At 42.6% G+C, this 22,155-nt stretch carries 19 protein-coding genes; 9 read left to right on the top strand and 10 right to left on the bottom strand.

Annotation, left to right across the window (positions count from 1 at the left end):
* Nucleotides 1-4: 4 nt before the first annotated feature.
* Nucleotides 5-1,522, bottom strand: coding sequence for a hypothetical protein (locus J0A65_RS05650; protein WP_206593152.1), 1,518 nt, complete (start codon nt 1,520-1,522; stop codon nt 5-7).
* 145 nt (nt 1,523-1,667) lie between these two features.
* Entirely contained in the window at nt 1,668-3,143 is a 1,476-nt protein-coding gene (gene glpD / locus J0A65_RS05645) for a glycerol-3-phosphate dehydrogenase (RefSeq protein WP_332874301.1), read from the bottom strand.
* 133 nt (nt 3,144-3,276) lie between these two features.
* Here glpD and glpK point away from each other — a divergent pair, with 133 nt between their 5' ends.
* Nucleotides 3,277-4,764 carry a glycerol kinase GlpK gene (gene glpK / locus J0A65_RS05640; RefSeq protein WP_206593150.1) on the top strand — a complete coding sequence of 496 codons (1,488 nt, stop codon included), beginning with the start codon at nt 3,277-3,279 and terminating at the stop codon, nt 4,762-4,764.
* 42 nt (nt 4,765-4,806) lie between these two features.
* Here the strand turns inward: glpK and J0A65_RS05635 are convergent, their stop codons facing one another.
* The 4 genes from J0A65_RS05635 to J0A65_RS05620 form a co-directional block, all read right to left on the bottom strand.
* Nucleotides 4,807-5,397 carry a porin family protein gene (locus J0A65_RS05635; RefSeq protein ID WP_206593149.1) on the bottom strand — a complete coding sequence of 197 codons (591 nt, stop codon included), beginning with the start codon at nt 5,395-5,397 and terminating at the stop codon, nt 4,807-4,809.
* Between the two features lie 277 nt (nt 5,398-5,674).
* Entirely contained in the window at nt 5,675-7,255 is a 1,581-nt protein-coding gene (locus J0A65_RS05630; RefSeq protein ID WP_206593148.1) for a Fic family protein, read from the bottom strand.
* A gap of 713 nt (nt 7,256-7,968) precedes the next feature.
* Nucleotides 7,969-8,817 (bottom strand): tyrosine-type recombinase/integrase, encoded by an 849-nt coding sequence (locus J0A65_RS05625; RefSeq protein ID WP_206593147.1) that lies wholly within the window; start codon nt 8,815-8,817, stop codon nt 7,969-7,971.
* Nucleotides 8,818-8,996: 179 nt separating this feature from the next.
* Nucleotides 8,997-9,224 (bottom strand): DUF4224 domain-containing protein, encoded by a 228-nt coding sequence (locus J0A65_RS05620; protein WP_206593146.1) that lies wholly within the window; start codon nt 9,222-9,224, stop codon nt 8,997-8,999.
* 381 nt (nt 9,225-9,605) lie between these two features.
* On the opposite strand from J0A65_RS05620, the gene J0A65_RS05615 reads away from it, so the two are divergent.
* The 8 genes from J0A65_RS05615 to J0A65_RS05580 all read left to right on the top strand — a co-directional run bounded on the left by J0A65_RS05615 (nt 9,606) and on the right by J0A65_RS05580 (nt 18,862).
* Nucleotides 9,606-10,313, top strand: a complete 708-nt coding sequence (locus tag J0A65_RS05615; protein WP_206593145.1) for a zinc-finger-containing protein — start codon at nt 9,606-9,608, stop codon at nt 10,311-10,313.
* Between the two features lie 312 nt (nt 10,314-10,625).
* Nucleotides 10,626-11,153, top strand: a complete 528-nt coding sequence (locus tag J0A65_RS05610) for a hypothetical protein (RefSeq protein ID WP_206593144.1) — start codon at nt 10,626-10,628, stop codon at nt 11,151-11,153.
* Nucleotides 11,153-12,109: a TrbL/VirB6 family protein gene (locus J0A65_RS05605; RefSeq protein WP_206593143.1), complete on the top strand. Its 957-nt coding sequence runs from the start codon at nt 11,153-11,155 to the stop codon at nt 12,107-12,109. The genes J0A65_RS05610 and J0A65_RS05605 overlap by 1 nt, the downstream gene beginning before the upstream one ends.
* A gap of 3 nt (nt 12,110-12,112) precedes the next feature.
* Nucleotides 12,113-12,892 carry a type IV secretion system protein gene (locus tag J0A65_RS05600; RefSeq protein WP_206593142.1) on the top strand — a complete coding sequence of 260 codons (780 nt, stop codon included), beginning with the start codon at nt 12,113-12,115 and terminating at the stop codon, nt 12,890-12,892.
* A 241-nt stretch (nt 12,893-13,133) separates the two neighbouring features.
* On the top strand, nt 13,134-14,423 hold the full coding sequence (locus tag J0A65_RS05595; RefSeq protein ID WP_206593141.1) for a hypothetical protein: 1,290 nt from the start codon (nt 13,134-13,136) through the stop codon (nt 14,421-14,423).
* Nucleotides 14,416-15,582 (top strand): DNA methyltransferase, encoded by a 1,167-nt coding sequence (locus J0A65_RS05590; RefSeq protein ID WP_206593140.1) that lies wholly within the window; start codon nt 14,416-14,418, stop codon nt 15,580-15,582. Before J0A65_RS05595 ends, J0A65_RS05590 begins: the two co-directional genes overlap by 8 nt.
* A 6-nt stretch (nt 15,583-15,588) precedes the next feature.
* Entirely contained in the window at nt 15,589-16,692 is a 1,104-nt protein-coding gene (locus J0A65_RS05585; protein WP_206593139.1) for a hypothetical protein, read from the top strand.
* Nucleotides 16,682-18,862, top strand: coding sequence for a carbamoyltransferase C-terminal domain-containing protein (locus tag J0A65_RS05580; protein WP_206593138.1), 2,181 nt, complete (start codon nt 16,682-16,684; stop codon nt 18,860-18,862). Before J0A65_RS05585 ends, J0A65_RS05580 begins: the two co-directional genes overlap by 11 nt.
* A 218-nt stretch (nt 18,863-19,080) precedes the next feature.
* Here the strand turns inward: J0A65_RS05580 and J0A65_RS05575 are convergent, their stop codons facing one another.
* The 4 genes from J0A65_RS05575 to repA form a co-directional block, all read right to left on the bottom strand.
* Nucleotides 19,081-19,611 carry a plasmid mobilization protein gene (locus J0A65_RS05575; protein WP_206593137.1) on the bottom strand — a complete coding sequence of 177 codons (531 nt, stop codon included), beginning with the start codon at nt 19,609-19,611 and terminating at the stop codon, nt 19,081-19,083.
* Nucleotides 19,612-19,935: 324 nt separating this feature from the next.
* On the bottom strand, nt 19,936-20,151 hold the full coding sequence (locus tag J0A65_RS05570) for a hypothetical protein (RefSeq protein WP_206593136.1): 216 nt from the start codon (nt 20,149-20,151) through the stop codon (nt 19,936-19,938).
* 3 nt (nt 20,152-20,154) lie between these two features.
* Nucleotides 20,155-20,532, bottom strand: coding sequence for a hypothetical protein (locus J0A65_RS05565; protein ID WP_206593135.1), 378 nt, complete (start codon nt 20,530-20,532; stop codon nt 20,155-20,157).
* 584 nt (nt 20,533-21,116) lie between these two features.
* Nucleotides 21,117-21,962: a plasmid replication initiator RepA gene (repA, locus tag J0A65_RS05560; protein ID WP_206593134.1), complete on the bottom strand. Its 846-nt coding sequence runs from the start codon at nt 21,960-21,962 to the stop codon at nt 21,117-21,119.
* Between the last annotated feature and the right edge of the window lie 193 nt (nt 21,963-22,155).

Genomic DNA, 22,155 nt, shown 5'->3' with positions numbered 1-22,155 from the left:
CTGGTTAACCTTTGTTGATGCGAGCTTGCAGACGTTGACGATATTTCTGGTTGCTGACTTGTTGCAAAAGTGCAGGGGCCTCTGTAAGTTGGCCTGAGGTTAAGCTGGATAGGTAGCCTCCGATAGCCTGATCTTTCAACTCTCCCGGTGGCAAAGAAATCACCCAACCTCTGGCAGCCGATATATCGCTGGCAGCCCAAAATTCAGCAATACGCGAAATTAAACGGCCATCAGGCTCTGTACTTTGCATAACATACTCGGCAGCTGTTGCTGGGTCGCTATAGGCAAGCTGTCTGAGCAGACTCTTCTGTTTCTTGTTAAATTGCTCAACTGGCACATTAGCTCGCAGCCAGGTACTGGCTTGTTCAAATCCGCTGTCCAGTTTGATTTTAGCAATGTCCTCAATAAGGCTATCACGGATAATCTGGTTAGTGGTTTGTTCAAGTATTGATTCAGCTTGAGAGGGCGCTGTTATTACTATTCGTTTTGCAATATTTTGCTGAATTGACACAGGCAGTTGCCGATCACTTACCCACTGCAAAGCAGCATAAGGTTGCTGCTCAGCGTACTGTATAGCCAAGGTCATCAGATGTTGCTCATCAATCCAATGTCCTTCTTGTTCCACATAAGCTAGTGCGTCACTTAGGTCATGCATAGCCCAGCTACTTAACAGCTCTTGTACCGCGCTAGGCTGCAGCCTTTCTTGGTAGTTGAGATATTGCTGCATAGCTGCCCTGCCATCCCGCTCAGCCATGCCTTGCAACACCGTGGTGATCAGGCTTCCATTGCCGCGCTCCATGGCTGTAGCACGTTGCAATGCCAACATAGGTGAATGCGTCGCCCAGCGCCTCAAAATCAACGTAGCAAATTTTCTATGCTTAGCCTCAGGTAAACTGGTTAGCACTTTATCCAGCGCTGCACTTGGGTCACTTTCACTCCATTTAAGAAGTGCCGTCATTAGTCCTGATTCTCTTTCAACGGCCGAAAAATCCCCCGACAGGAACCGTTCAAATATGTGCTCAGGTTCTTCATCTGGCTGAATTTTGAGTTCCAGTGATCGGCGGTACTGCGGCGGTAGCCTGGTCAGCAGTTGCTCGGAATCAACCAAAGAGCCAGACGCTGGGTCTTCCAACAATGAAATCAGTAAACGAGTTTGCAGGTACTTGTCAGCAATAGCGTCAATACGCCTGAGTAATTCTTGCGGTGCCATCAGCATCCATTCATGGGCAACAGCGGCTAGTATCGGGTGAGCTTGTCGTTGTTCGGAATACAGCTGTAATGCCAACTCAAAGGCTCCCGCACCATTAAGGCTGACCAGACGGCTAAAGTAGATCTTTGACAGCCCATTTCGGTAATGCAGATCTTGGTGAGATGAAAGCTCGGTGAGCTTGGCTCGTAAGGCCTCTTCTGACATTGAGGCCACTTCCTGATAAGCTTGCAGATAGATGTTGAACTCGCTTCGAGGTTCACCACCATGAGCTTGATGAGCAAGCATCGGATGTTGGCTGCTAACGATTGGCATAACAGAATCAGCGGCTCGTTCGAGAGGAGCGGCAAGTTGTACGGTCTGCCGCTTAGCTCCCCAGTGCCATCCGCCTATACAAGCCAGTATCGCTATCGCTGCCCAGATTAAATGACTCCTTCGCATCCCTGTCCCTTTCTCTTGGTTATGCCTTGCATTGTAAGTACTTGGCTAATTGCTCACGCTGTGCTGAGCTAAAGTGCAACCCAAGCTTTGTGCGCCGCCACAAAATATCCTCTGCGCTTAACGCCCATTCCTGCTCACACAGATAATCCACTTCTTTTTGATACAAGCCCTGTCCAAAGTGCTTACCTAAATCCATCATACTCTGGCACCCGGCTAAAAGGGCGTTAGTTAGGGTACCGTACTGTTTGGCATAGCGCCCCAGTACCTTTGTATCCAACCAGCTCCACGTGCCAGTTAACTCTTTGATAAGGCTGTCGAGATGCTCGAAATCCCCACCCGGCAACGCTGCTGAGGCCGTCCAGGGTCTGCCCATTTCCGGGAAATAAGTCGCCAGTTTGTTAACTGCAGCTTGGGCTAATCGCCGGTAGGTGGTGATCTTGCCACCGAATATGGTCAACAGCGGCGCATCACTGTCTTCCTCACTCAGTTCAAAGCGATAGTCACGGGTTACTTTGCCAGCAGAATCCTGGTGGTCATCCAATAGTGGCCTGACTCCGGAGAAGCTATGTACTATCTGCTCTGCAGTTAGTTTTACCTTAAAGTAGCTATTCACCACACCCAACAGATAATCAATTTCTCCCTGACTAATCTGCACTTGCCCTGGGTCGCCTTGATATTCCACTTCGGTGGTGCCAATCAGGGAAAATTGCTGTTCATAGGGGATCACAAACACTATCCGCCCATCGGTATGCTGCAATATATAAGCATAAGATTGGTCATTAACCCGAGGCACAATAATATGGCTGCCCTGCACCAGGCGTATGCTGTTGTGTGTGTGTTCTTTCACCCCATCCTGTAAAAAGCGGCCCACCCAGGGCCCTGCGGCATTCACTAGGGTTTTGGCCAAGACTTCTCTTATTTGTCCCAATGGATCAGTCAGTTCCACCCGCCAAGCGCCATTTTCTCGCCTTGCCGCAGTGCAGCGGGTTCTTGGCAGAATCAGCGCGCCATGATTACGTGCCTGCTGGGCGACTAAGCTCACCAGCCTGGCATCATCAACCCAACCATCGGAATATTCGAAACAGGTGTCAATGTCCGCCAATAATGGGCTTTGCTCATCCATCCTGACTCTGGCAGAAGCCGGCAGGCTGACTCTGGTTGCCAGATGGTCATACAAGAATAAACCGGTGCGAATCATCCAGGCTGGGCGTAAATGGGGCCGGTGCGGCAGGCGAAAACGCAGCGGCCGGATAATATGCGGCGCATTCTTCAGCAGCACTTCTCGTTCGGCCAATGCGTGATGCACCAAGCGAAATTCGTATTGCTCCAGATAACGTAAGCCACCATGAATTAGCTTACTGCTGGATGACGAAGTAGCCCAGCCAAGATCCTGCTGTTCACATAACAACACCGACAGGCCTCGCCCGGCCGCATCGGCTGCGATGCCAACGCCATTGATGCCGCCACCTACCACTAACAAGTTAAATTTATCCACCGGCCATTCCTTTAACATTAAGCCCGGTACAGACCCTCAATGTATCCAGATCAATACCCAGTGACAATCCATCAGGATGCAATTACAGCCTGACTCGCATATGGTTATGTCAACCGGATTTAAAGGAAACACAATGAGCCGTTACTTGCTTGCCGTTGATCAGGGCACTACCAGTTCCAGGGCTGTATTGGTGGACGCTAAAGGACGCATTATGGATATGGTGCAACGGGATTTTACCCAGCATTATCCAAAGCCAAGCTGGGTAGAACATGACCCGAGAGACTTATGGCATACGGTTTTGGACTGTTGTCGCCAGTTGCTGCAGGAAAACCAACTCAAAGCCACAGACATCATTGGTCTGGGTATCACCAATCAACGGGAAACCACCTTGATTTGGGATAAGCACACTGGCGAGCCAATTTATCCAGCCATTGTCTGGCAGGACAGACGCACCGCTGAGTATTGTCAGCGCATGGCAGAGTCGGACCCCAAGCTGGAAGAAAGGCTGCAAAAGAAAACCGGATTGCTGCTCGACCCTTACTTCTGCGCCAGCAAAATCCGCTGGCTTCTCGACAATGTGCCAGACGCCAAACAAAAAGCCGAACAGGGCCAACTGCTGTTTGGCACCGTGGATTGCTTTCTGCTCTGGAAGCTAACCGACGGCAAAGTGCATACGACCGATGCCACCAACGCCTCCCGAACCTTGTTATTCGATATTCATCAGCAGCAATGGGATCCGGAGCTACTTAAACTTTTTGGTATTCCAGCAAGCCTGCTCCCGCAAGTAGAGGATTCGGCGCATCATTACGGCGAAACAGACCCGCAATGGTTTGGTGGTGCAATTTCTATCCTGGCTATGGCCGGCGATCAGCAAGCCGCGTTAGTAGGTCAGTGCTGTTTCGAAAGTGGCATGGCTAAAAGCACTTATGGCACCGGTTGTTTCTTAATGCTCAATACCGGTGCAGAGGCCCTGCATTCGCAAAATCGTTTGCTCACCACCTTAGCTTACCGACTGAACGGCAAACCCACCTATGCCCTGGAAGGCAGCATTTTTATGGCCGGGGCCACCATTCAGTGGCTACGGGATGGCTTACATCTGATTGAACAAGCTGGCGAGTCAGAACAACTGGCCCGCGAAGTGGATATTAATCATGGGGTCTTATTAGTGCCGGCCTTTACCGGCCTGGGCGCACCTTATTGGGATCCCGATGCCAGAGGGGCCATTCTGGGCCTGACCCGGGATACTGGCATTAAGGAAATTGTCAGCGCCGGTTTGCAATCGGTGTGTTATCAAACCAAAGATCTGCAAAAAGCCATGGAGGCAGACGGTGTGCGCCCTGTGAGCTTGAAAGTAGACGGCGGCATGGTGAAGAACGATTGGCTTATGCAGTTTCTGGCCGACATGTTAGGTGGCGAAGTGCAGCGCAGCAAAATAAACGAAACCACGGTATTAGGTGTCGCCTACCTGGCGGGGTTGCAAGCCGGCATTTATGAATCTTTAGACGATATTGCCGCCCTTTGGCAACAGGATAAAGCCTTTACACCCAGTATGGATAAAAGCAAGAGAGACTTCCTGTACAGTCAATGGCAACAAGGCGTTAAACGCATTCAGACCCGTTAATCATGGAATAAACAAAAGGCCTGTAAAACAGGCCTTTTTCAATCAAAAGCGGTAGCTAACTCCCACATCCAAACCACCAACTTTGAGATCATCCATAGGGAGATGCTTCAGCCCCACATTCATACCCCAACCGCTGTCCCAGCGATATTGCCAGCCAGCCTCAAGGTAAAGGCCTACGCCGGAGTCATCAGCTAATTTGGTCTTATCACCACTAATTTCATAGTCAAAATACTGCAACCCCAACTTACCATAGATGCTGTTGCGCTCACTTAGTGGAAACTTGGCCGTCCCCGCAATCACCAGATTGGAATATTCCAGATCATCGGCGCCAATACCAAAAATCGGCTTGCGGTCGTTGCTGCACTCGAAATTATCTCGGTCAATTTTCTTGCAATCCCAGTTACTCGACTCAGTTCCGCCGACAATGCCAGCCTCCACCCCAAATTGCTCTGTCAGGCTGTAATGATAGTAAAGGTACAAATGCCCCACCCCATTACCATCTTCTTTTGAATCTTTAAATTTGGCGCTACCGCCGCCAAGCGTTACCCCCATAGAATGAGGAGAAGATTGGGCTTCAGCCAGCACTGGCGCACTCGCCAAAAATATCAGTGAATACAAAACAGGTTTTAACATTGAGTGTCTCCTTATGTGTGTGGGAGACAGTGTGCCGCCTAGCCAATAGAAGGTCTGTGAGCGGCCTGTAGCAAAGATGTCAGAGCTCGTTGGAATTTGTAAAAATCTGCGTCTGATAGTTGAACCGCTTAGTCCAGGCAAGTCACTTGCAGGACTTTGCAATCCCAGTGCTTAGCCCAGTGAAAGTTTCTTTATAGTCAGGGATGGGACCGAAAATTTTATTTAACACTATGATTTATATCAAAAATTCATTAATCACCCACGGCAATAATAAAAACTACGGGGCCACCTCAGATCTCTCCCTGTCTTCAGAAGTATCTACTTTTGCGAGACTTGACTTAAACGCTTTAATTAGGCCAATAGCTTCGACAGCAAATGTCTCCATTTGATTCAACTCCTCATCAGTGTACTCTTGCTGAAACTTTTTTCGCTTTGTGTTACTGAACTTTCCTTCATTTTGAAGTAATACATTAATTAACTGCCCTAGCCTCTTCTCACTCAAATCAAAAGTCTCATTAAAGCTCTTCTTCACAGAGTCGAACATTATGACGTAAAAAATTTCATTAAGTAGATCTTCACTAAATGCGATATGCATCATTTTATGAATAAATATCAAATGCTCTGTCAAATCAGGAAACTGATATAGATGTCTGTTATCTGAGAGAATTTCTATTGAGTCAGTCTTATCACATGATTCATACTGAATAAGCGCCATGACTGGTTTTGACACAGTCTCCAAGACTCTATCATACTCACTCATGTTATTCAGAATCGCCGACGACACTGGAACAATAAAATTGTTTTTCGGACTACGACTTTTCAATATGTCATGAATAAGATAACGATGAGTCCTTCCGTTTCCATCAGAAAATGGGTGAATATATACAAACATAAAAGAAACTGCAGTAGCGTGAACCAAAGGGGGAATATTTGGCTCATGTAATAGAGCATTATGCATTTCCAACAGACCATTCATCATATCACTTACACATTCCTTTTTCGGTGCTATGTAATGATAGTTCTCATAAGTACCGCCCCCCATTTCTCTCATACTTTCCCCAACCCATATCTCATCCTTCCTATAATCAGTATCTCCGCGGGAAGTTGGAACAATCTGATTTTGAATTGTTATCAATCGCTGTTTCGTCAGGGGTATTGAGCCGGCTGTTTTAAGAACTTGATAAAATCTACTGGTCTTACTTTGACTACTATCCTCTCTCTCAATCTCTGTACTACTTTTTGTTTCCTTCAAATATAGATAGTTGAGGGATCTACCAATTTGATCAGTACTTATGTATCGATTGAGATCTTTCAGTTTCTCCTCTGCATCTGCCAAAGTTTTGTCCATATCCAAGGTTCCAACAATCCCTGTTTTGCGGATCATTGGGCAGCACTGCCTATTTCCTAGCATATTATTTATTATTTTTGTTCGAGGGCATTTATTCCCATTATCCCTAGTAAAATAAAATTGTGGATCCAAAAGATTTACATAACCTGTTGACTTCAGATCTTTAATGTCCAGCCTTTCTCCAGTTAACCACTCAAAGAGAAACCACATTGCACGCCTAATTTTTGATAATTGCCTTTCCTTAACAAACTTAGTTAGCTCTGCTACGTCAATCTTGTCATAGACCATTGCAATATACTGCAGCCTAATCCCTTGATGCTTGATTGCCATCTCTAATTGCGCTGGCACGTTGATTTTTGATGACTTATTAGCTGCTAAGTATTTGGTAACCGTATGACCATAATTGACTTTTTGGTCTCGGTTTCCTTTACCTTGATAGAGTTCAATGCCTAACTTGGGGAGCTCTATCTCCAGCTCTTGAAGCAGATATGTATATCCGAGTGGTTGCATAATTAGTCTTGACTACACCTAAAGTATGACAAATACTCTGTTAGTGAGCATTCACCTTCCTGCCTATTTCTTAATCTTCCCTTAATAGAATTTTTTGTGCAAATTGTTTTTTTTTTTGCAAATCTCACATTGTTTAAGCTTTTCACTACTTAGGTAGAATTTTTTGTGCGCCGCATTCAAGATTTAACATAGGGCTCCACTGACATCTTTATTAATAAGCAACAACCAACCTCAGCGTGACTCGTATTTGGTGAACCCTGCATAGCCAAATAAAAGCTGAAGAGTCAGTAAAACTGACAGGGCTAGTGGGAAAACTTTTACTGGCTATTCAGAATTGAGAGGGCGGACCAGATTGCCAGGAGCAATCTCGGACATCCGAAGGATGGCCCGTAGGGCAAAGTGCAGGGAGGCACTTTGCAATCGAACCCGGCGCTTAGCCGGGTGAGAGCTTTTGGCACAGCCATAAAGAAAAAAGCCCCGGTCATAGACCGGGGCTTTTTTCTTTACTAGGATGGTGCCAGAGGCGGAATCGAACCACCGACACGGGGATTTTCAATGTCGACGGTTCAAGAACCCTAAGCTACTGTTATTCCTAGCTTTCTTTAGAACCAAAGTTCCTATAAAAAATCGCTAGTTTTCAAAAATTATGAGTCTTTTGGTCTATTTCTGCGCTTATAAGACTCAGTTCAATTAGTTTCGATAATGCTGAAAAATTACTTCTTTTTCAAGCTCTTCGCTCTATTGACAGGATGCACATGCGTATATCCCCGCCTGTAGATGCGCTTTGTGGTTGAAAGACTGCTATGACCGCATAGCTCAAAGGCTTCCATCAGGCTATTACAATCGGTAGCGGCGCGGGCTCGTAAGTCCTTTTCCTGAAACCTCTCTTCCAATAACCCTGAACTCAGAGCTTTGTTCATCACTCTATGCCATATACTCCGAAACCCATCAGCACTATATGGTGTTCCACTCCGTGTTGAGAAAAACCACCAATTCAACGGTAAGACATTACTTTTTTTCTTCACGCTATTTATCTTTTGCAGCTTGCTCACAATGAGTTTCAACTCGGAGGAGGCAGAAAAACAAAGCTTCTTACCAGTTTTTGAAGTGTCCACCCAAAGGCCTTTTTCATCCCACATCCCGCTGTGAAGCCTAAGCATATCTGTCTGTCTAAGAGCCGTAGACAACTTCAAATCTATGTAAAGACGCATCCATTCAGGCGCGAAATGTTTAAAAGCCTTGATCTCATTGTCTGTAACCAGTCTATCTCTGGGAATTTCCTTATGGCGCTTAATATTCTGCACCGGCGTCTCTTCAACGATTCCCCAGCGGATAGCTTCGGTAAAAATTGCGCCCAATAGAGCAACCTCTCGATTGGCTCGAGTAGCTGATTTTTTCCTGGCATCAAGATGCTGATAGATATGGATTGGCTTTACTTCCTTAGGTCGAAAGTCACCGAAGGAGAGCAGAAGAAACTTAGCACCAGACATATTGGACTTGTGCGTTTCCGGGGCCTTGGTTGGGGACACTTCCTGCATATACCTTGCAATCAGGTCCTTCATTAGAGGAGCTTCAAAGTACATCCCCGGAACAGCCCAATATGCTTTTAAGGCTGAATGCAATGTCCTTCCCAGCCGAATGTCTTTCTGCCCAGGTACACGGAGGTAATAGGTACCGCCTTTCTTATTGAAATACATCCCTTTCGGAAGGTGAGAGAACTCGGCTGTGTGACGCCTACCCATTATACTTTCCCTATTGTAGACAGCTTGTCATAACTTATAGATAGCTTTGAACGATTCTTGTAGTTCCCTTCAGCACCGAGATCTTCCTCAATTACCTTTCTTAGCACTTTAGGACGTCCTAGAGCATCAATTGAAAAAGGAATATGCATCAAGAGCAACTGTTCTACTTGTTTCTTTTTTTGCTTTCGCCCTGTCAGTTCAGACATTTCCTCAAATGTTAAAAACATAACTAATTTACCAAACTTAAAAACTCCCAATCAATTTACATGCATTGAAATTATTTTTTGATTACATTTGGAAATAAAAATCGACGCTTTTTATAAGGCGTGGAATACATATATTATTGCACGCGAAAAAGAGGTTATTTTCTGTGTGAAACATATGCTGATGCACAAAAATAACTAAAAAACTCAAAAACACCCTAAAAAAACATTAAATGACGTGAAATTCTCCATTTTAAATTCTAAAAAATAGAACGAACTGCGGTTATTCATTCCCTCAGCACTAAATAACTGTGGTTGAAGGGTTTCTAACTTTGTGGATACTTCATATGCACGAGTTTGACACGTGTCAAACATTGTCATCTATAACTAGCTCTGGACTTACCAATGACTACCCCCTCAAAGCAGACCACACAAGACTTTTACTGGCATAGTACAACACCAGGTATGAAGCAGAAGCTTAGCCAGATTGAGGCACAACTGAAGTATTCTGGATGTGACAAAGACTATGACAGAGACATGTACAATCAAGCTTACCTATCCGTGCTTTTGACTTTGAAGCGGGAATTTAAAGGTAAACCTCAGTGCAGGATCAATAATTGGGAAAGATCTAACCTACTCAATTATTTCGATAATAAGAACGATAGGACACTTATTGAGCACTATAGAATGCTCTCAATAAATTTATTCTTTGATTCTGAATCCACACCAAGAAAAAGAACTACACTTGGCCCCATTATTTTTCGTTGCCACTATTGTGATGGCACTGCAAGCCTAAAAAAGTTTGACGTATTAAAGAGAAGATTCGGTCAATATGGCTACATTTGTGACTCAGGCTGTGACGCCAGCGTAAGCTTTCACAAAGGCGACTCAATGCCGATGGGCAGTTTAGCAAATAAGGAACTTCGAATACTAAGAAGTCAATGCATGAAGTTATTGAAAGAGATCTCTCGGAAAAATCAGGTCAATGAAAGTATAATCTATCGGAAGTTGTCTGAGATACTGCACTTAAACTACTTAGATATAAAAATAGCCCGGTTAGCAGAAGAACAGTGCCGCACTTTTATACGCGAAATCACTAAGCTAGTGCTTTAAGTCAAATAGAAACCATACGTAACAAATCACAGTGTTCTTTGAATGTAATTTTAAATAGGCTGTGACAGTGTCACATATTAGAGAATTGGGGGGCTATTTCTAGCCCCCCATCCGCAGGTCGCACTCTAACGGATATTTTCAAAGTCAAAATACCATACCAGATACAGCATTATAAATGTAACCCACTGTATTTAAAGGAATTAAAACCTTTAAAAACATACTCAATCCCATTGAGCAGATCTTTCTTAATTAATAAAATAAATCTAATTTCTAATCAACTTAATTCTATCAATAGAAAATGTGAGGCTGTAAATGGAAAAGTTAGATACTGCAATTATTAGCTTGTTAAAAGGGATGACATATTCGGCCAGATTCATTCCCTGGGTAATGGGTATCGCGCTGATATATCAACTTACTGCCGCCTTCGGAGCATTCGCCCAAGAATGGAGTAATGAGCACCCGTTACAATCTTATCTGAAGCCCGAGAATGTCCTAATACTGAAGAAGTTCCCGTTTCCTGATGTGTGCATGGATCGCTGGAAATCTTTCCAGGACTCAAAGGAGCGCTGCAACAAGGCCTGGGCACGTCAAGCTGATGAATTAAAGCGTTATGGCATTGATGTTGATCCAGCACAGCTAAGCTCGCCTATCTTCTGGGAAATGCGCACAGGCGTCGTTTCCAGCGCTGATGCGGCCACACTTAAAGCTTCTACCACAATGCAGCCCTGGTGGGATGACAAACGTAAAAAAGCCGCTGCTGACGGCGAAATGTTACGCCAGGAGCAATTAACCAGGTTAAAAGCTTTTGAAGCACGAAAAGACCAGGTTGAGGGTAAATAATGGATATAGCCCCCACTTCACTTTTTACCGAACTGGAAGCAATGCTGATAGCCATGACAGACGCCCGTCTTGAGCAAGTCCTGCTGGACTTTTATGGCTACGGTTACGATGTATTTAGACCTCTGTTTGCCTGCTACTTTATAGGTATGGGGGTCGCCTTATATAGAGGGGCTATCGAACTCACAATGAAAGAGTTTATGAGCCATATGTTTACTATCTTCATCGTATTTAGCTTTGGTCTGAATGCGTGGGGATATACCACCTTTATCAAAGGTGGTATTGAGGATGTGTTGTCATCCAGCATTAGCATGATTTCACCTTCCTATACGTCATTCGCCGGGGAGCTGGACAAACAGATTTATCAGTTTCTCGGTTTCATCGACAAGCTTAAAGCTGGGGAAGGCTGGTTCTGGCCATATGCACTTTCAGTAATAACTGCATTCTTTGCAGCTGTCTATGCGATCTATTTATTTGGTATGTATATGATGGCCAAGATTGCTGTGGGTATGCTACTAACGATAGGCCCTCTAATATTTCTAAGTCTACTGTCAAAGGCCACGAAACGGTTCTTTGAACAATGGTATGCACAGATTGCTAACTATCTCATCTTGATGATTCTCATGGTGGCGTTCATGGGTTTACTTGCCTCTTTGATTGAAGAAGCTCTTTCCCGCATCGACACTACCAAATCCGTATACGAACTGGGCGACGTCTGGCCAACTTTCATTGTTATGGGATTAATGCTTTTTGCAGTAAAGGAACTTAGGAACATGGCGGCAGCGATATCACAAGGTTTTTCCTTAACGGACTCTGGAGGGTTCCAGCGACTTACCAACTCTATTCAAAAAGGTGTATCGATAACAGCCAATGTTACTGGCAAGGCTTATCGAGGAGGAAGAGACTTCATGAGCAAATTCCAACGTCCTTCCGCCACCAATCAGATTGTTAGGAGATGACCGATGAGGCTACAAACAATCTTTGCGACGTTTGTCATTTTCACCTCTAACTCTGTATTGGCTACTGGTATCCCCACCGTTGACGTAGCAAACTTGGTACCTACAATATCAAACACTGTCTCGAATTTGCAGCAACAGCTTCAACAATACGAGCAATACGTTACTCAGGTCAAAGACCTGAAAGCACAGTATGACCAGATAGTCGAACTGAAAAACCAGTTGGAAACGGCTAAAGAAACCTTCGGCTCTATCACCGGCGTCAGGGATATGGCCAAAGTTCTCAATAACCCACTCATCCAAGAGCAAAGAAACAACCTCCCTGAAGAGTGGGTGGCCACAATCGACCTATTCGAAGATGCTAACCAGGCAACACTCACTGGCGCCTATGACCTAGAGCGAGTCAGCGCAGTGAATCGTATGAGAAAGTATCTGGACAAAGATGATTTATCTGGTGCCATGATGGTTGCTGAAGAGATAGAAAAGCGCACAAAGCTAAGGATCAACCAGATAGCCAATACTGATGCAATTGCCACCACTACCTACCACACCGTAGGCAAGCAAATGGCCCAGGTGGATGAGTGGATTGGGCAAGTTGATAAAACTGAAGACCTGAAAGGCAGTATTGACCTAAACAACCGTATGATGGCAGAACTTTTAGTCAACCAGAATCGGTTGCTTCAAATCGAGTCTGCTGGAACAAAACTGGATGCCGCTAAAGATGAAAGTGCGCTGTCTGCAAGGGCAGCAGACATGGCACAAGCGAACACAATCTTAGCATGGTAAAGTTTAAGCATTTCAATATGTTACTATAACTACTTACATTACTAGGTAGCTGGCCAAAAGCTTGCTGCATTTTAATTCAAATCTGGTATCGTTAAGGGTCGAAATGGCCCTGTCTTGTTGAAAACCTCAACCTGAAGCCTAAGACTATTTATCATATAACTATTAGTAGTGGCGTCTTTCACTGCTTCTAGTTAACCGAATTGGTCTTCAAGAAGATTGCTCTCGATTAAGAGGAATGAATATGAAAAGAACACAGTACTACGATCCTCTTTATGGAAAAGTTGAGCTTCCAACAATATTTTCTGATTTGATTAAGCAGCCAGTAATACTTAGGTTGCAATCCATAGGTTTAATGAATTTTCGGTCTTTAAGTAAACTAAGCCTAACAAGCATTACTCGTCTAGAGCATTCAATTGGAACAGCAATTCTTGTAGACATAATGTCAAAAAATGAACCCAGAGTTAGATTGAAGTACAACGAATATATATGTTCGGCCATATATCACGATATAAGCTGTGCTTCTTTTGGTCATGCTGTTGAATGGGCAATTGCCAGATACAAGGACTTTGATCATGTTGAAATTGCTGATTGGATTATACCTGGAAACTCCTCGATTAATGTTAACAAACCAGTTAGGAGTGGAATTTCACCTGTTGGCTTTCTAACAAAAAATTTAGAAAGCTCTTATAAAATCGACCCAAAGATTGTTAAATCAATTATAGACGGTGAAGAAAGCTGTGTCATAAATTCAGAAACAATGGACTTAGATAATATAGACAATGTTTCAAGAATGGCTCTATACATTGGATTGGATTTTGATAAAAACTTACCTATAAGTTTAGCTACCAACTTGCGACTAAGTGAAGATGCCAAGTATTTTAAGATAGATAAAACAAACCTTTATCTAGTAGAAAACTGGATGGATGTTAGAGCAAAGGTATATCATGATTTTATTTATTCATCAGACTATATTTCTTATGAATATATGATATTTGAACTTGTCGGAAAGCTGTACAAATCCGGCGGAGAACTAGCACTAAGACAACTTACAAACTTAACTGATAACGAGTTGCTAAAGTTTTCTTTGGAATTGGAAGAATCCAGAGATGTTTCCACGAAATTAATGAATTATGACCTACCTGATTGTATTTCTATAATTTCAACTAAAAACTTTGATTCTATCTTTTTAAGAGAAAATGAGGCCGAGTTACATGAATTGATAACATTTATTGTCAATGAACTTTCTTTGCTCAAATTAGAAGTTAATGAGAAAGATATAGGAATTCACATTACAACAGACAATAGGAAGACATCCAGAAGAGTTATCATAATGTGTGATAATGAACTCATTGAATTAGGAGATGATGTAAGAAAAGTTCTTTTTGGAATAATCATTAAAAACAAAAACCTATTGAAACTGAGTGAAAAAATCACAAACATTCTCCACAAAAAAATAGAAGAAGTCTTTGGAAATTCCAAGATAGAAAAGAAATTTATTGCCAATGAAAATTTAAGTTTATTTGATGAATAAGACTGTTGTTAACAACCTTGGGCTTCTGGATTGGGATTTCAAAGAAATCAGTACTAAGGAAATATTCCCACACAACATATGCTGGTACCCCTCAAGATATATACCACAGATTCCAGCGATGCTAATCAATGAACTATCAAATACCGGAGACAGAGTTTTAGACCCATTCTGCGGTAGCGGCACAACGTTAATCGAATCCGCAAGATTAAATAGACCATGCGTAGGCATTGATATCAATCCACTAGCGACATTTATGACTAATGTAAAAATCGAGCTTTTAGGTGAATTAGATTTCCACATTAATGACCTGCTACAAGTAATTGATAATGCAGAATTGCGGTTATGTAACAAAGAACAATATTTAGTATTTTCTAATGATAGTATTCCTTATTCCAATATTGAAGAGTTGAGGGGATGGTTTCACGAAACAACACTTTCCCAATTGTTTTCTATCTGGAGCTGTATTGAAGATGAAGATGGGCATCTTAAAGACGTCTTGAAACTTTTATTTATCTCGATTTTGATGCCTTGCTCTGGCCTTGAGACAAAAAAGCCTTATACGTATTATGCAGACAAGGTAAAGCCAAAAGATAACGTATTATTTAAAGATGCAATGTCACTGTTTAAATCTCGAATGGAGCGAGTAGTAATTGGGCTTAGTAAAAGACACTCAACACTAAATGTTACTGATACATACTGTGAAAATAAAAACATAGATGAGTTTGATTTTTCAACTTATGGTATGTTCGACCTAATAGTGACATCTCCTCCTTATTTAAGTGTGACAGATTACTCCACTGGCTTTAGATTAGCTCATCTGTGGTATAACTTCTCAGATAGCATTGACAATGCAAAAAGCAAGGAAATTGGTGCAAGGTGGAAAAGAAAAAGAAGTAATTCCTATCAAGAGTATATGACCTCTATGCGCAACTTTGTTAATAAAGTTTCTGAAGTCATGAATGATGATGCATTTCTTTGTTTAGTTATTGGAGAGTCAGCAAAGTATCAAGGCAAAGTGATAGAACCTTTGTCTGAATGGATGGAAAAAGAACTAGGACTAAAAAGACAGATTTCTAAAGAGAGAAGTGTTAATCAAAACTACTTCATTCATCCTACTGGCGGCGTAAAAAAAGAAGAAATTCTTGTTTTAAGAAGGTAATGGAATATGAATAATAAAATAACCTTTGTGATCAACTCGTGCGATCCATATCAGCTAGAAGTTGTAAACATCCTTTCTTTACCTGAGGGATCAAGATTTCGACTTCGTTATGTGGATCGTTGGATAGATTCTAATTCGGTTAGTGACAGCTCCCTCCAGATAGGTATGGATGGATATATTATTTTCCATCATTCTAACAAATTTCCTCCTCATGAAGGTGAATCTGAATCAATCTATTCAAACTTTTATCCTATCCGAAAAATAAAGCTCTCCTCTTATGAGATTATAGGGAATATTTACTATTTTGAATGTGAGCTATGTGATTATTTTGATTACCCCAAAAGCGACTATATTTCTAGTAGCGAACTGATTAGAATAAACACAACATTACAAACTGAAAAACTGGTACTAATAGATACTGAAGATAGATCTTTGATTAACAGAGAAGCTCACAATACTAAGATTGACTCTGGCAATAAAAAATGGTTGAGAACCGTAAATGCATTAGCAGAGATCCCTCCTTTTAAAGATATGGATTTCTATCGCATTTCAAGAATAAGCGAGGCCAAAGATTTTAACACTGAAAATATAGTTCCGAAGAACGGCGTATTCGATCTCAAAGAAACTGAGAGTTATGAAATACTAATTACACAGTTTAGAAAAAACGCAGAGTTTGATATTAACAAGTACCCTAAAAAGAGAGGTGTCTATCTTTCTGGAAGCAAAGAAATTTCGCCAAGCAAAGAGTTCGCTATGGCCATGGGGAAATATGATGTACTCCGGCTCGGTTTTTCTGTTGGTCACGTTAACTATTCTACTAAAACATCCATAAACATTAACTACTCCGTGTCCCAAGATATAGATGGAAAATGTGATAATCTTTTTAGCTTACCAGTTATTTTAAGGAGAAAGAAAAAGCCAATTTTAAAGAAAATTATATTGAGCATTCTTTTTGCCACACTATATTTCCTACCTGGATTCATTTCTCTCATTTCTTCTACGGTTGTTTCTCAAAACTTATCCGATTTTATTAAGGATTTCTCAATTATTTGCTTTACAGTTAGTTTGGTTGATTCTATTGCTGTTTATAGGAAGAACAATGAAAGATAAACTAATAGTTGGGGGTAATATTGGCGAAACTTTAACTGGAAAGAGTCTAGCTGACGGTTCCGTATGTATATACTTTAATGAAGAAATAGCTTTTATGCTAGCTCAAGAACGAGTTACTAAGTTGAAGCACGATGGCGGATTTGTTGAAGCCTCAAAAGTCGCACTTAATAGCATTTCAAGGGATCTGCATGACGTAGATATGTTGATAGTATCAACTTGTTGTGAGCAAGAGCGAATACCTGGTCTTCAGAACATATATCCCAATGCAAAGATTGTTTCTTGCAATCACCATCTTTCCCATGCCATCGGTGTACACTGTCTATCGGGATTTGATAAATCCTTGGTTTGTGTATTTGACGGGGGGGGCAATGTATTTGGTAATAGTAGTTCTCCGGATTGGTGGAAAGGGCAACGTGAACAACACTCATATTTTCTGATAGATGGCGACGGATTTCTTAAGATTGATGATGATTTCTCGGAGCCTTTCGACATGGGGTTTGGTGAAATATATAGGGCGTTCACAAAGTATTTGGGCCTTGGTAGTTCCGAAAATGCTGGGAAACTAATGGCCCTCTCTGGGTTTGGTTCTATTCATGAATTCGCAGATTTGGACATCTTCAGTATTAATGACCAAGGCCAGCTAACTTCATCAATTAGGTATACTAATGAGTTTGGACCTAAAGATGTGGAAAGAATTATTTCTAGCTTTCTCGCCTCTCTCAATGTCCCTGAAGTATCTTTAAGTGGTAAAGGCGTCTCTTCGATGCGGACAGCCCACCTCGCAGCTTGGGTTCAGCACCAGTTACAGTATGCTATGGAAAGGAAAATAAGGTTCCTGCACAACAAATATAAAGTTAATAATATTTGCATAACTGGGGGAGTTGGCTTCAATTGTAAGGCTAACGGCCACTTGTTACGCAAACTTCCCGAAATTAATTTTTTTGTTTCTCCATTTTCTGGAGATATTGGCCAGTCTTTAGGAAATGTTTGCTTTGGTATATATAAAGAGACAGGTAAAATATTTTCTCAAAAAGTCAACAACACATATTTAGGAACCTCTACATCTATCGAAGTTGATGAAATTAAAAGATTCGTCAGTTCGAATTGCAATGGCAAGGTTGTAACCATCAATGAGCTAGACAACATTTTCCACGATGTGTCAAAACTACTTGCTGAGTATAAAGTGGGAGCAATTCATCAGGGACGTTCCGAAGTTGGTCCTAGAGCCTTGGGAAACAGAAGTATTTTAGCTAGAACAGATTGTAAAGCGATAAAAGATAGAATTAATTATATAAAAAACAGAGAGTTGTACATGCCTCTCGCCCCAGTCACCTTTGAAGATATTGCGCACAAACATTTCCACTTACATAAAAATTTTGATTATAGTTTTATGACCGCCGCTGTAATCGCGAAAGAAACAAACGACAATTTAGGGGCTGTAAAGCATGTGGATAATAGCGCAAGAATTCAAGTCATTCCTAGAAATGAAGACGTTCCTATAGCTAAGATCTTAAGTCAGTATGAGAAATTGGGATATGAGCCAATCCTAACCAACACGTCATTTAACCCTCATGGGCTTCCAATTAGTGAAAGCCCTCAAGATGCATTGAAATACTTCTTAGACATGGATTTGGATTTTCTCGCCTTAGATAATGTACTGCTCACTAAAACAAATGATACCGAAAGAAAAAATATAGTTTCTGAAGGAATAGTTTGCAGCGAAAGATTTTACAATATTTCAATCAGTGAGTTAGCAAGTATTGCCAGCGCAATGTCTGGATACGGTGTAGTTGATAGGAGCTACTTCAATCTGTATGAGATATATGCGAAGTGGTTCATAGAAGGGAGAAAAATTACAACGATTAGGTTTAAGAAGAGCAAAATAGAAAGGATAGAAAGTTCAATTCTTTCACTATTTACAAACAAGAGTTTTGATGACGATGTGAACGTATCGTATTTGATGGAAGTTCATGTTTCAAAGGTTGTATATAAAAAATATACTGAACTTGATGAGATCGATGCATTAAATGACGGTTTCAATTCTTTGGCTGAACTGAAGGACGCGCTCCTTAAAATCTATGGCCCGGAGCTTAGAAATGGGTTCGTTTCAATATATTTTATAAGCCCCGCTAATAGCGCCAAGATATCCCCTCGATATTCAGCGAGCTAAAATGAAACCTTGAATTTTAGCCCGATGGTTCTTCTTTTTCGTAAGAAATTCTGTAAATGGGGCGGATTTCCTCCCCTCTTGAGACCTTTTCAAAAATCTCAACAAACTCTTCCAATCCCTTCGAATCATCAGATTCTACAACTTTTACAATGTCTTTCTGTTTAACACTCTTATGTACCATAGTTCACCTCACTTTTGGGACAAGCGGCTTCATAAAGTCAGCGCGTATGTCTCTGGTCATGAAACCTTACCAAGTTAAGAATCGCAAACTGTTGCTGTTCAATATAGTCCAAAAGCCTTTCTAGGTACTTAGGTGTGACACCGTCACATGAACCTACCTCTATGTTCATACGCTTGGCGATCTGGTTGAGATTACGACCTATACCAAGCAAGTGCATGTTCGCTGCCCTCAACTCGTTGAGCTCTGCATCTGATAAATGAGGAACCTGGTTAAGGTACTGTCTAATCATTCGCAGCAGTAGGCTGCTTTTCTTATCTAACCCTTCCAGTTTCATCCTGGCCTGAAACGATGTGTATTCGTCATGATTTACTCGAACTCGCAGAACTTTGTCTTTTGGTGTGTTGGGGCTTATTCCGTTTTCATCAGCAATTTCTTCCACTGACAAAGCTTGGTGGATTAACTTCCTGACGAAAGCACTGCCAGACTCCGCGTCGCCTGTCGCTCTCACATGGGCCATTAAACGATCATATACATTATCGTCGATATAGACCTTCAACCTTTTGGTCATCTTACATCTCCAGATGTTTGACACGTGTCAAACTCACTTACCAAATTGAACGGGGGGCAGGGGGGACAGGTAAGGCTAGCAAAGTTTCTGCAACGGCAATGGGGCCGTTGTAGCACACTTTGCGTATCCTGCAATCAATCATCCCCCCGTCTAGTCCCCCCAACTACATGTCTGCTGGCACCGTCCTGTTGTTTTGATCTCCTATTGCTGGTGCAGTAGCAAAAGAGGGAAAAACACGGAATTTGGATAGTACGATCCAAATGAGTTTGACACGTGTCAAACAAGCCAGGGCTCATTTGAGCCCATGAAAAATACGGGAAGGCTTCAGCCAAACCAGGAATTTATTGCTGTCGTGGCCACTTCAACGACCTTGGTCTTGAATTCATAAAACAATGTTAGCCAATCGACCTTTAGTAGCTCTTCTTTGAACATGTCGACTATTTCCCTCACCGCTGCCCCACCTGGTCCAACTTCAATATAGGCCAGCACAATTCCTGTAATTAGCAGATATCTGAGTGCCTGAAAGAACAGATAGAACATAAATCACTCTCTGATGTTCGATGTATTAGAATCTTGCGCACTTAGCGTCGCGAACAGCGATGCATTTGCCGCGTATCGTGCAAAAGCAGATTTTGAACAGTCAGCGGCGGGATTAAGGTCGTGATACTCACAAAACTCTCTGTATGGCACTAAGGCAGGACTTATTGTGTTTACCCCAGCAGGCACTTTATAACGCCAATATTTACGCGCCTGCCCCTTCTCAGTTACCGCATGGAAATCAGTTGGCCCTGCTTCTTCAAAAATATGATGTCCTGTAGCAGCTTTAACCGCTTCTTCGTGGCTCGTCGCTTCTACGCTCTCGTATACATCACCTCGACCACCAGAAATCGTCTTTTCGACTAATACAAAAAACACATTCATAACCGTCCCCTTTTATCATCTTTGAGTGGCGTGAAGCGCACAGCGCGCCGCCGCTCGAAGTGATAACTTCTCTCTGCAGGGGCGCTCAGGGGTCAAGTTGCTAAATCGCCCGAAGGGTGAGCGGAGCGAAGGGGCCCCCGTAGGGGTTCCGATTTAGTGGCTTGATGCCTGAGTGAACCTGTGGATTGGGGACTTGCTTAACGAAGTTTATTTGATCTGCCCCCGCCGGCGAGGCGGCCCCGCGGGAGCGCTTATTGTTCCGTGGCAGCCAGCTTGCTGGCTTGCAAGCGGACGCGTCTTTATCCCCATAATCCACAGGATTTTGGAGTAGTAAAACAAGTATTTAGTTACAGTTACTACCGTAGGTAGGTAATTTTGCAGCTAACTTCACCTTTATTGCTGCTAGTAAGCCAGTAGTTTGCAGATAACTGTGTATAAGTCGTTACTTAGGAGACAACTTCCCGGCATCAAGGTTTTTTTGGGACTAGCTTACGGATTCTGTTTATCAAACTTAGATGGGTTTGGGCTGCAGGCGCAGTGAAGCCTTCAGGCTTGCTGAATTCTTAGCATGGCTTATGTTCTGGTTAGCTGAGTTTGTCTCGAACTATTGCTTTTAAGAAGGCTTTACGTCGATTGACGAGCTCCTTCAGCTTTGCGGGTGTCAGTCTGGCAAGTTCGTCTTGTGGTAGTGATCGTAAAATACCCAGGGCAATCTCATTATCAACTTCATGATAGCCGTGAGTGCTTTCAGCCCCTTTTAACCTGCTTGCCAAACGTTTCTGACTTTTTTCTTCCAGCTTTTGTTTGCGCCGTTTAAATGCCTGATTAATGTGATGGAGCTTAGCTCTATGCTTCAATTCACTGATACTAAGAAGACCTGCTTCGCTGTCAGATACCAGCAACTTTTGAGCGTAGGCTTGTCTTCTGGCTTGCTCTTTTTCGACATAGTGCATGGATATGCCTAGCATTTCGAAGAACAGAGGCTGAACTTCAATGTACTTGGGTATCCAGCAACCAAGATTCTTATCCCAAACCTTTTCAGTGGTCACAAGTCCAGCAGGTTCCAGGAGGTCATTGATCAATCGGGACACTCGTGTAATTGATTTGTTTCCAGCTTTCGACACCGTTGACAGAGCACATGTGTCAGCCAAGGTCTCGACGCAGGCCTCTACTTGATGCGTGACAAGATTTAAGTGGTGAAGCATTGCCTGCACTGTGGCGGCAAGAGCTACCTGCCGTTCAGGACGAATATTGCGAGATCTGCTTCCACTAACTTTGAGCAGTTGAAAGCCTGTCCATAGATGAACTGGCTTGCTTTCTGTCCAACTCTGCCATCTTCTGATAACACCAGGTCTGGCTTTATGGTGCTTAGGCGCAGAGAAGTACGGCCTTGGATTTTTTGCTTTTCTACTGAATTGATTGACGATCAATGGTTATCGACAACCGGCCATACAAACAACATTCGGAGTCCCAAACCACTTGGTGTGGACAAAGAGAATCCATTAGGCTAAATTTGAGCCTAAATCTTTGGCTAAAGATTTTCTCATTGAAGAAGGTGCTGGTAACACTCTCTTCGCAAAGACCGCGTTTATACGCGGTTTTTTTGTTTGTGCGTCCGGGTAA

This window comes from Bowmanella yangjiangensis, from assembly GCF_017255015.1.
Classification (GTDB): Bacteria; Pseudomonadota; Gammaproteobacteria; order Enterobacterales; family Alteromonadaceae; genus Bowmanella; species Bowmanella yangjiangensis.
This window is presented reverse-complemented; position numbering and strand designations above follow the sequence as displayed.

Excerpts from the sequence above, each read along its gene's own strand:
- J0A65_RS05590 (WP_206593140.1), top strand. The coding sequence starts at position 14,416 with ATGAATAAGACTGTTGTTAACAACCTTGGGCTTCTGGATTGGGATTTC.
- glpK (WP_206593150.1), top strand. The coding sequence starts at position 3,277 with ATGAGCCGTTACTTGCTTGCCGTTGATCAGGGCACTACCAGTTCCAGG.
- J0A65_RS05615 (WP_206593145.1), top strand. The coding sequence starts at position 9,606 with ATGACTACCCCCTCAAAGCAGACCACACAAGACTTTTACTGGCATAGT.
- J0A65_RS05630 (WP_206593148.1), bottom strand. The coding sequence starts at position 7,255 with ATGCAACCACTCGGATATACATATCTGCTTCAAGAGCTGGAGATAGAG.
- J0A65_RS05620 (WP_206593146.1), bottom strand. The coding sequence starts at position 9,224 with ATGTTTTTAACATTTGAGGAAATGTCTGAACTGACAGGGCGAAAGCAA.
- J0A65_RS05580 (WP_206593138.1), top strand. The coding sequence starts at position 16,682 with ATGAAAGATAAACTAATAGTTGGGGGTAATATTGGCGAAACTTTAACT.
- J0A65_RS05625 (WP_206593147.1), bottom strand. The coding sequence starts at position 8,817 with ATGAAGGACCTGATTGCAAGGTATATGCAGGAAGTGTCCCCAACCAAG.
- J0A65_RS05650 (WP_206593152.1), bottom strand. The coding sequence starts at position 1,522 with ATGCCAATCGTTAGCAGCCAACATCCGATGCTTGCTCATCAAGCTCAT.
- J0A65_RS05565 (WP_206593135.1), bottom strand. The coding sequence starts at position 20,532 with ATGAATGTGTTTTTTGTATTAGTCGAAAAGACGATTTCTGGTGGTCGA.
- J0A65_RS05610 (WP_206593144.1), top strand. The coding sequence starts at position 10,626 with ATGGAAAAGTTAGATACTGCAATTATTAGCTTGTTAAAAGGGATGACA.
- J0A65_RS05570 (WP_206593136.1), bottom strand. The coding sequence starts at position 20,151 with ATGTTCTATCTGTTCTTTCAGGCACTCAGATATCTGCTAATTACAGGA.
- J0A65_RS05600 (WP_206593142.1), top strand. The coding sequence starts at position 12,113 with ATGAGGCTACAAACAATCTTTGCGACGTTTGTCATTTTCACCTCTAAC.
- J0A65_RS05595 (WP_206593141.1), top strand. The coding sequence starts at position 13,134 with ATGAAAAGAACACAGTACTACGATCCTCTTTATGGAAAAGTTGAGCTT.
- J0A65_RS05575 (WP_206593137.1), bottom strand. The coding sequence starts at position 19,611 with ATGACCAAAAGGTTGAAGGTCTATATCGACGATAATGTATATGATCGT.
- J0A65_RS05585 (WP_206593139.1), top strand. The coding sequence starts at position 15,589 with ATGAATAATAAAATAACCTTTGTGATCAACTCGTGCGATCCATATCAG.
- J0A65_RS05605 (WP_206593143.1), top strand. The coding sequence starts at position 11,153 with ATGGATATAGCCCCCACTTCACTTTTTACCGAACTGGAAGCAATGCTG.
- J0A65_RS05635 (WP_206593149.1), bottom strand. The coding sequence starts at position 5,397 with ATGTTAAAACCTGTTTTGTATTCACTGATATTTTTGGCGAGTGCGCCA.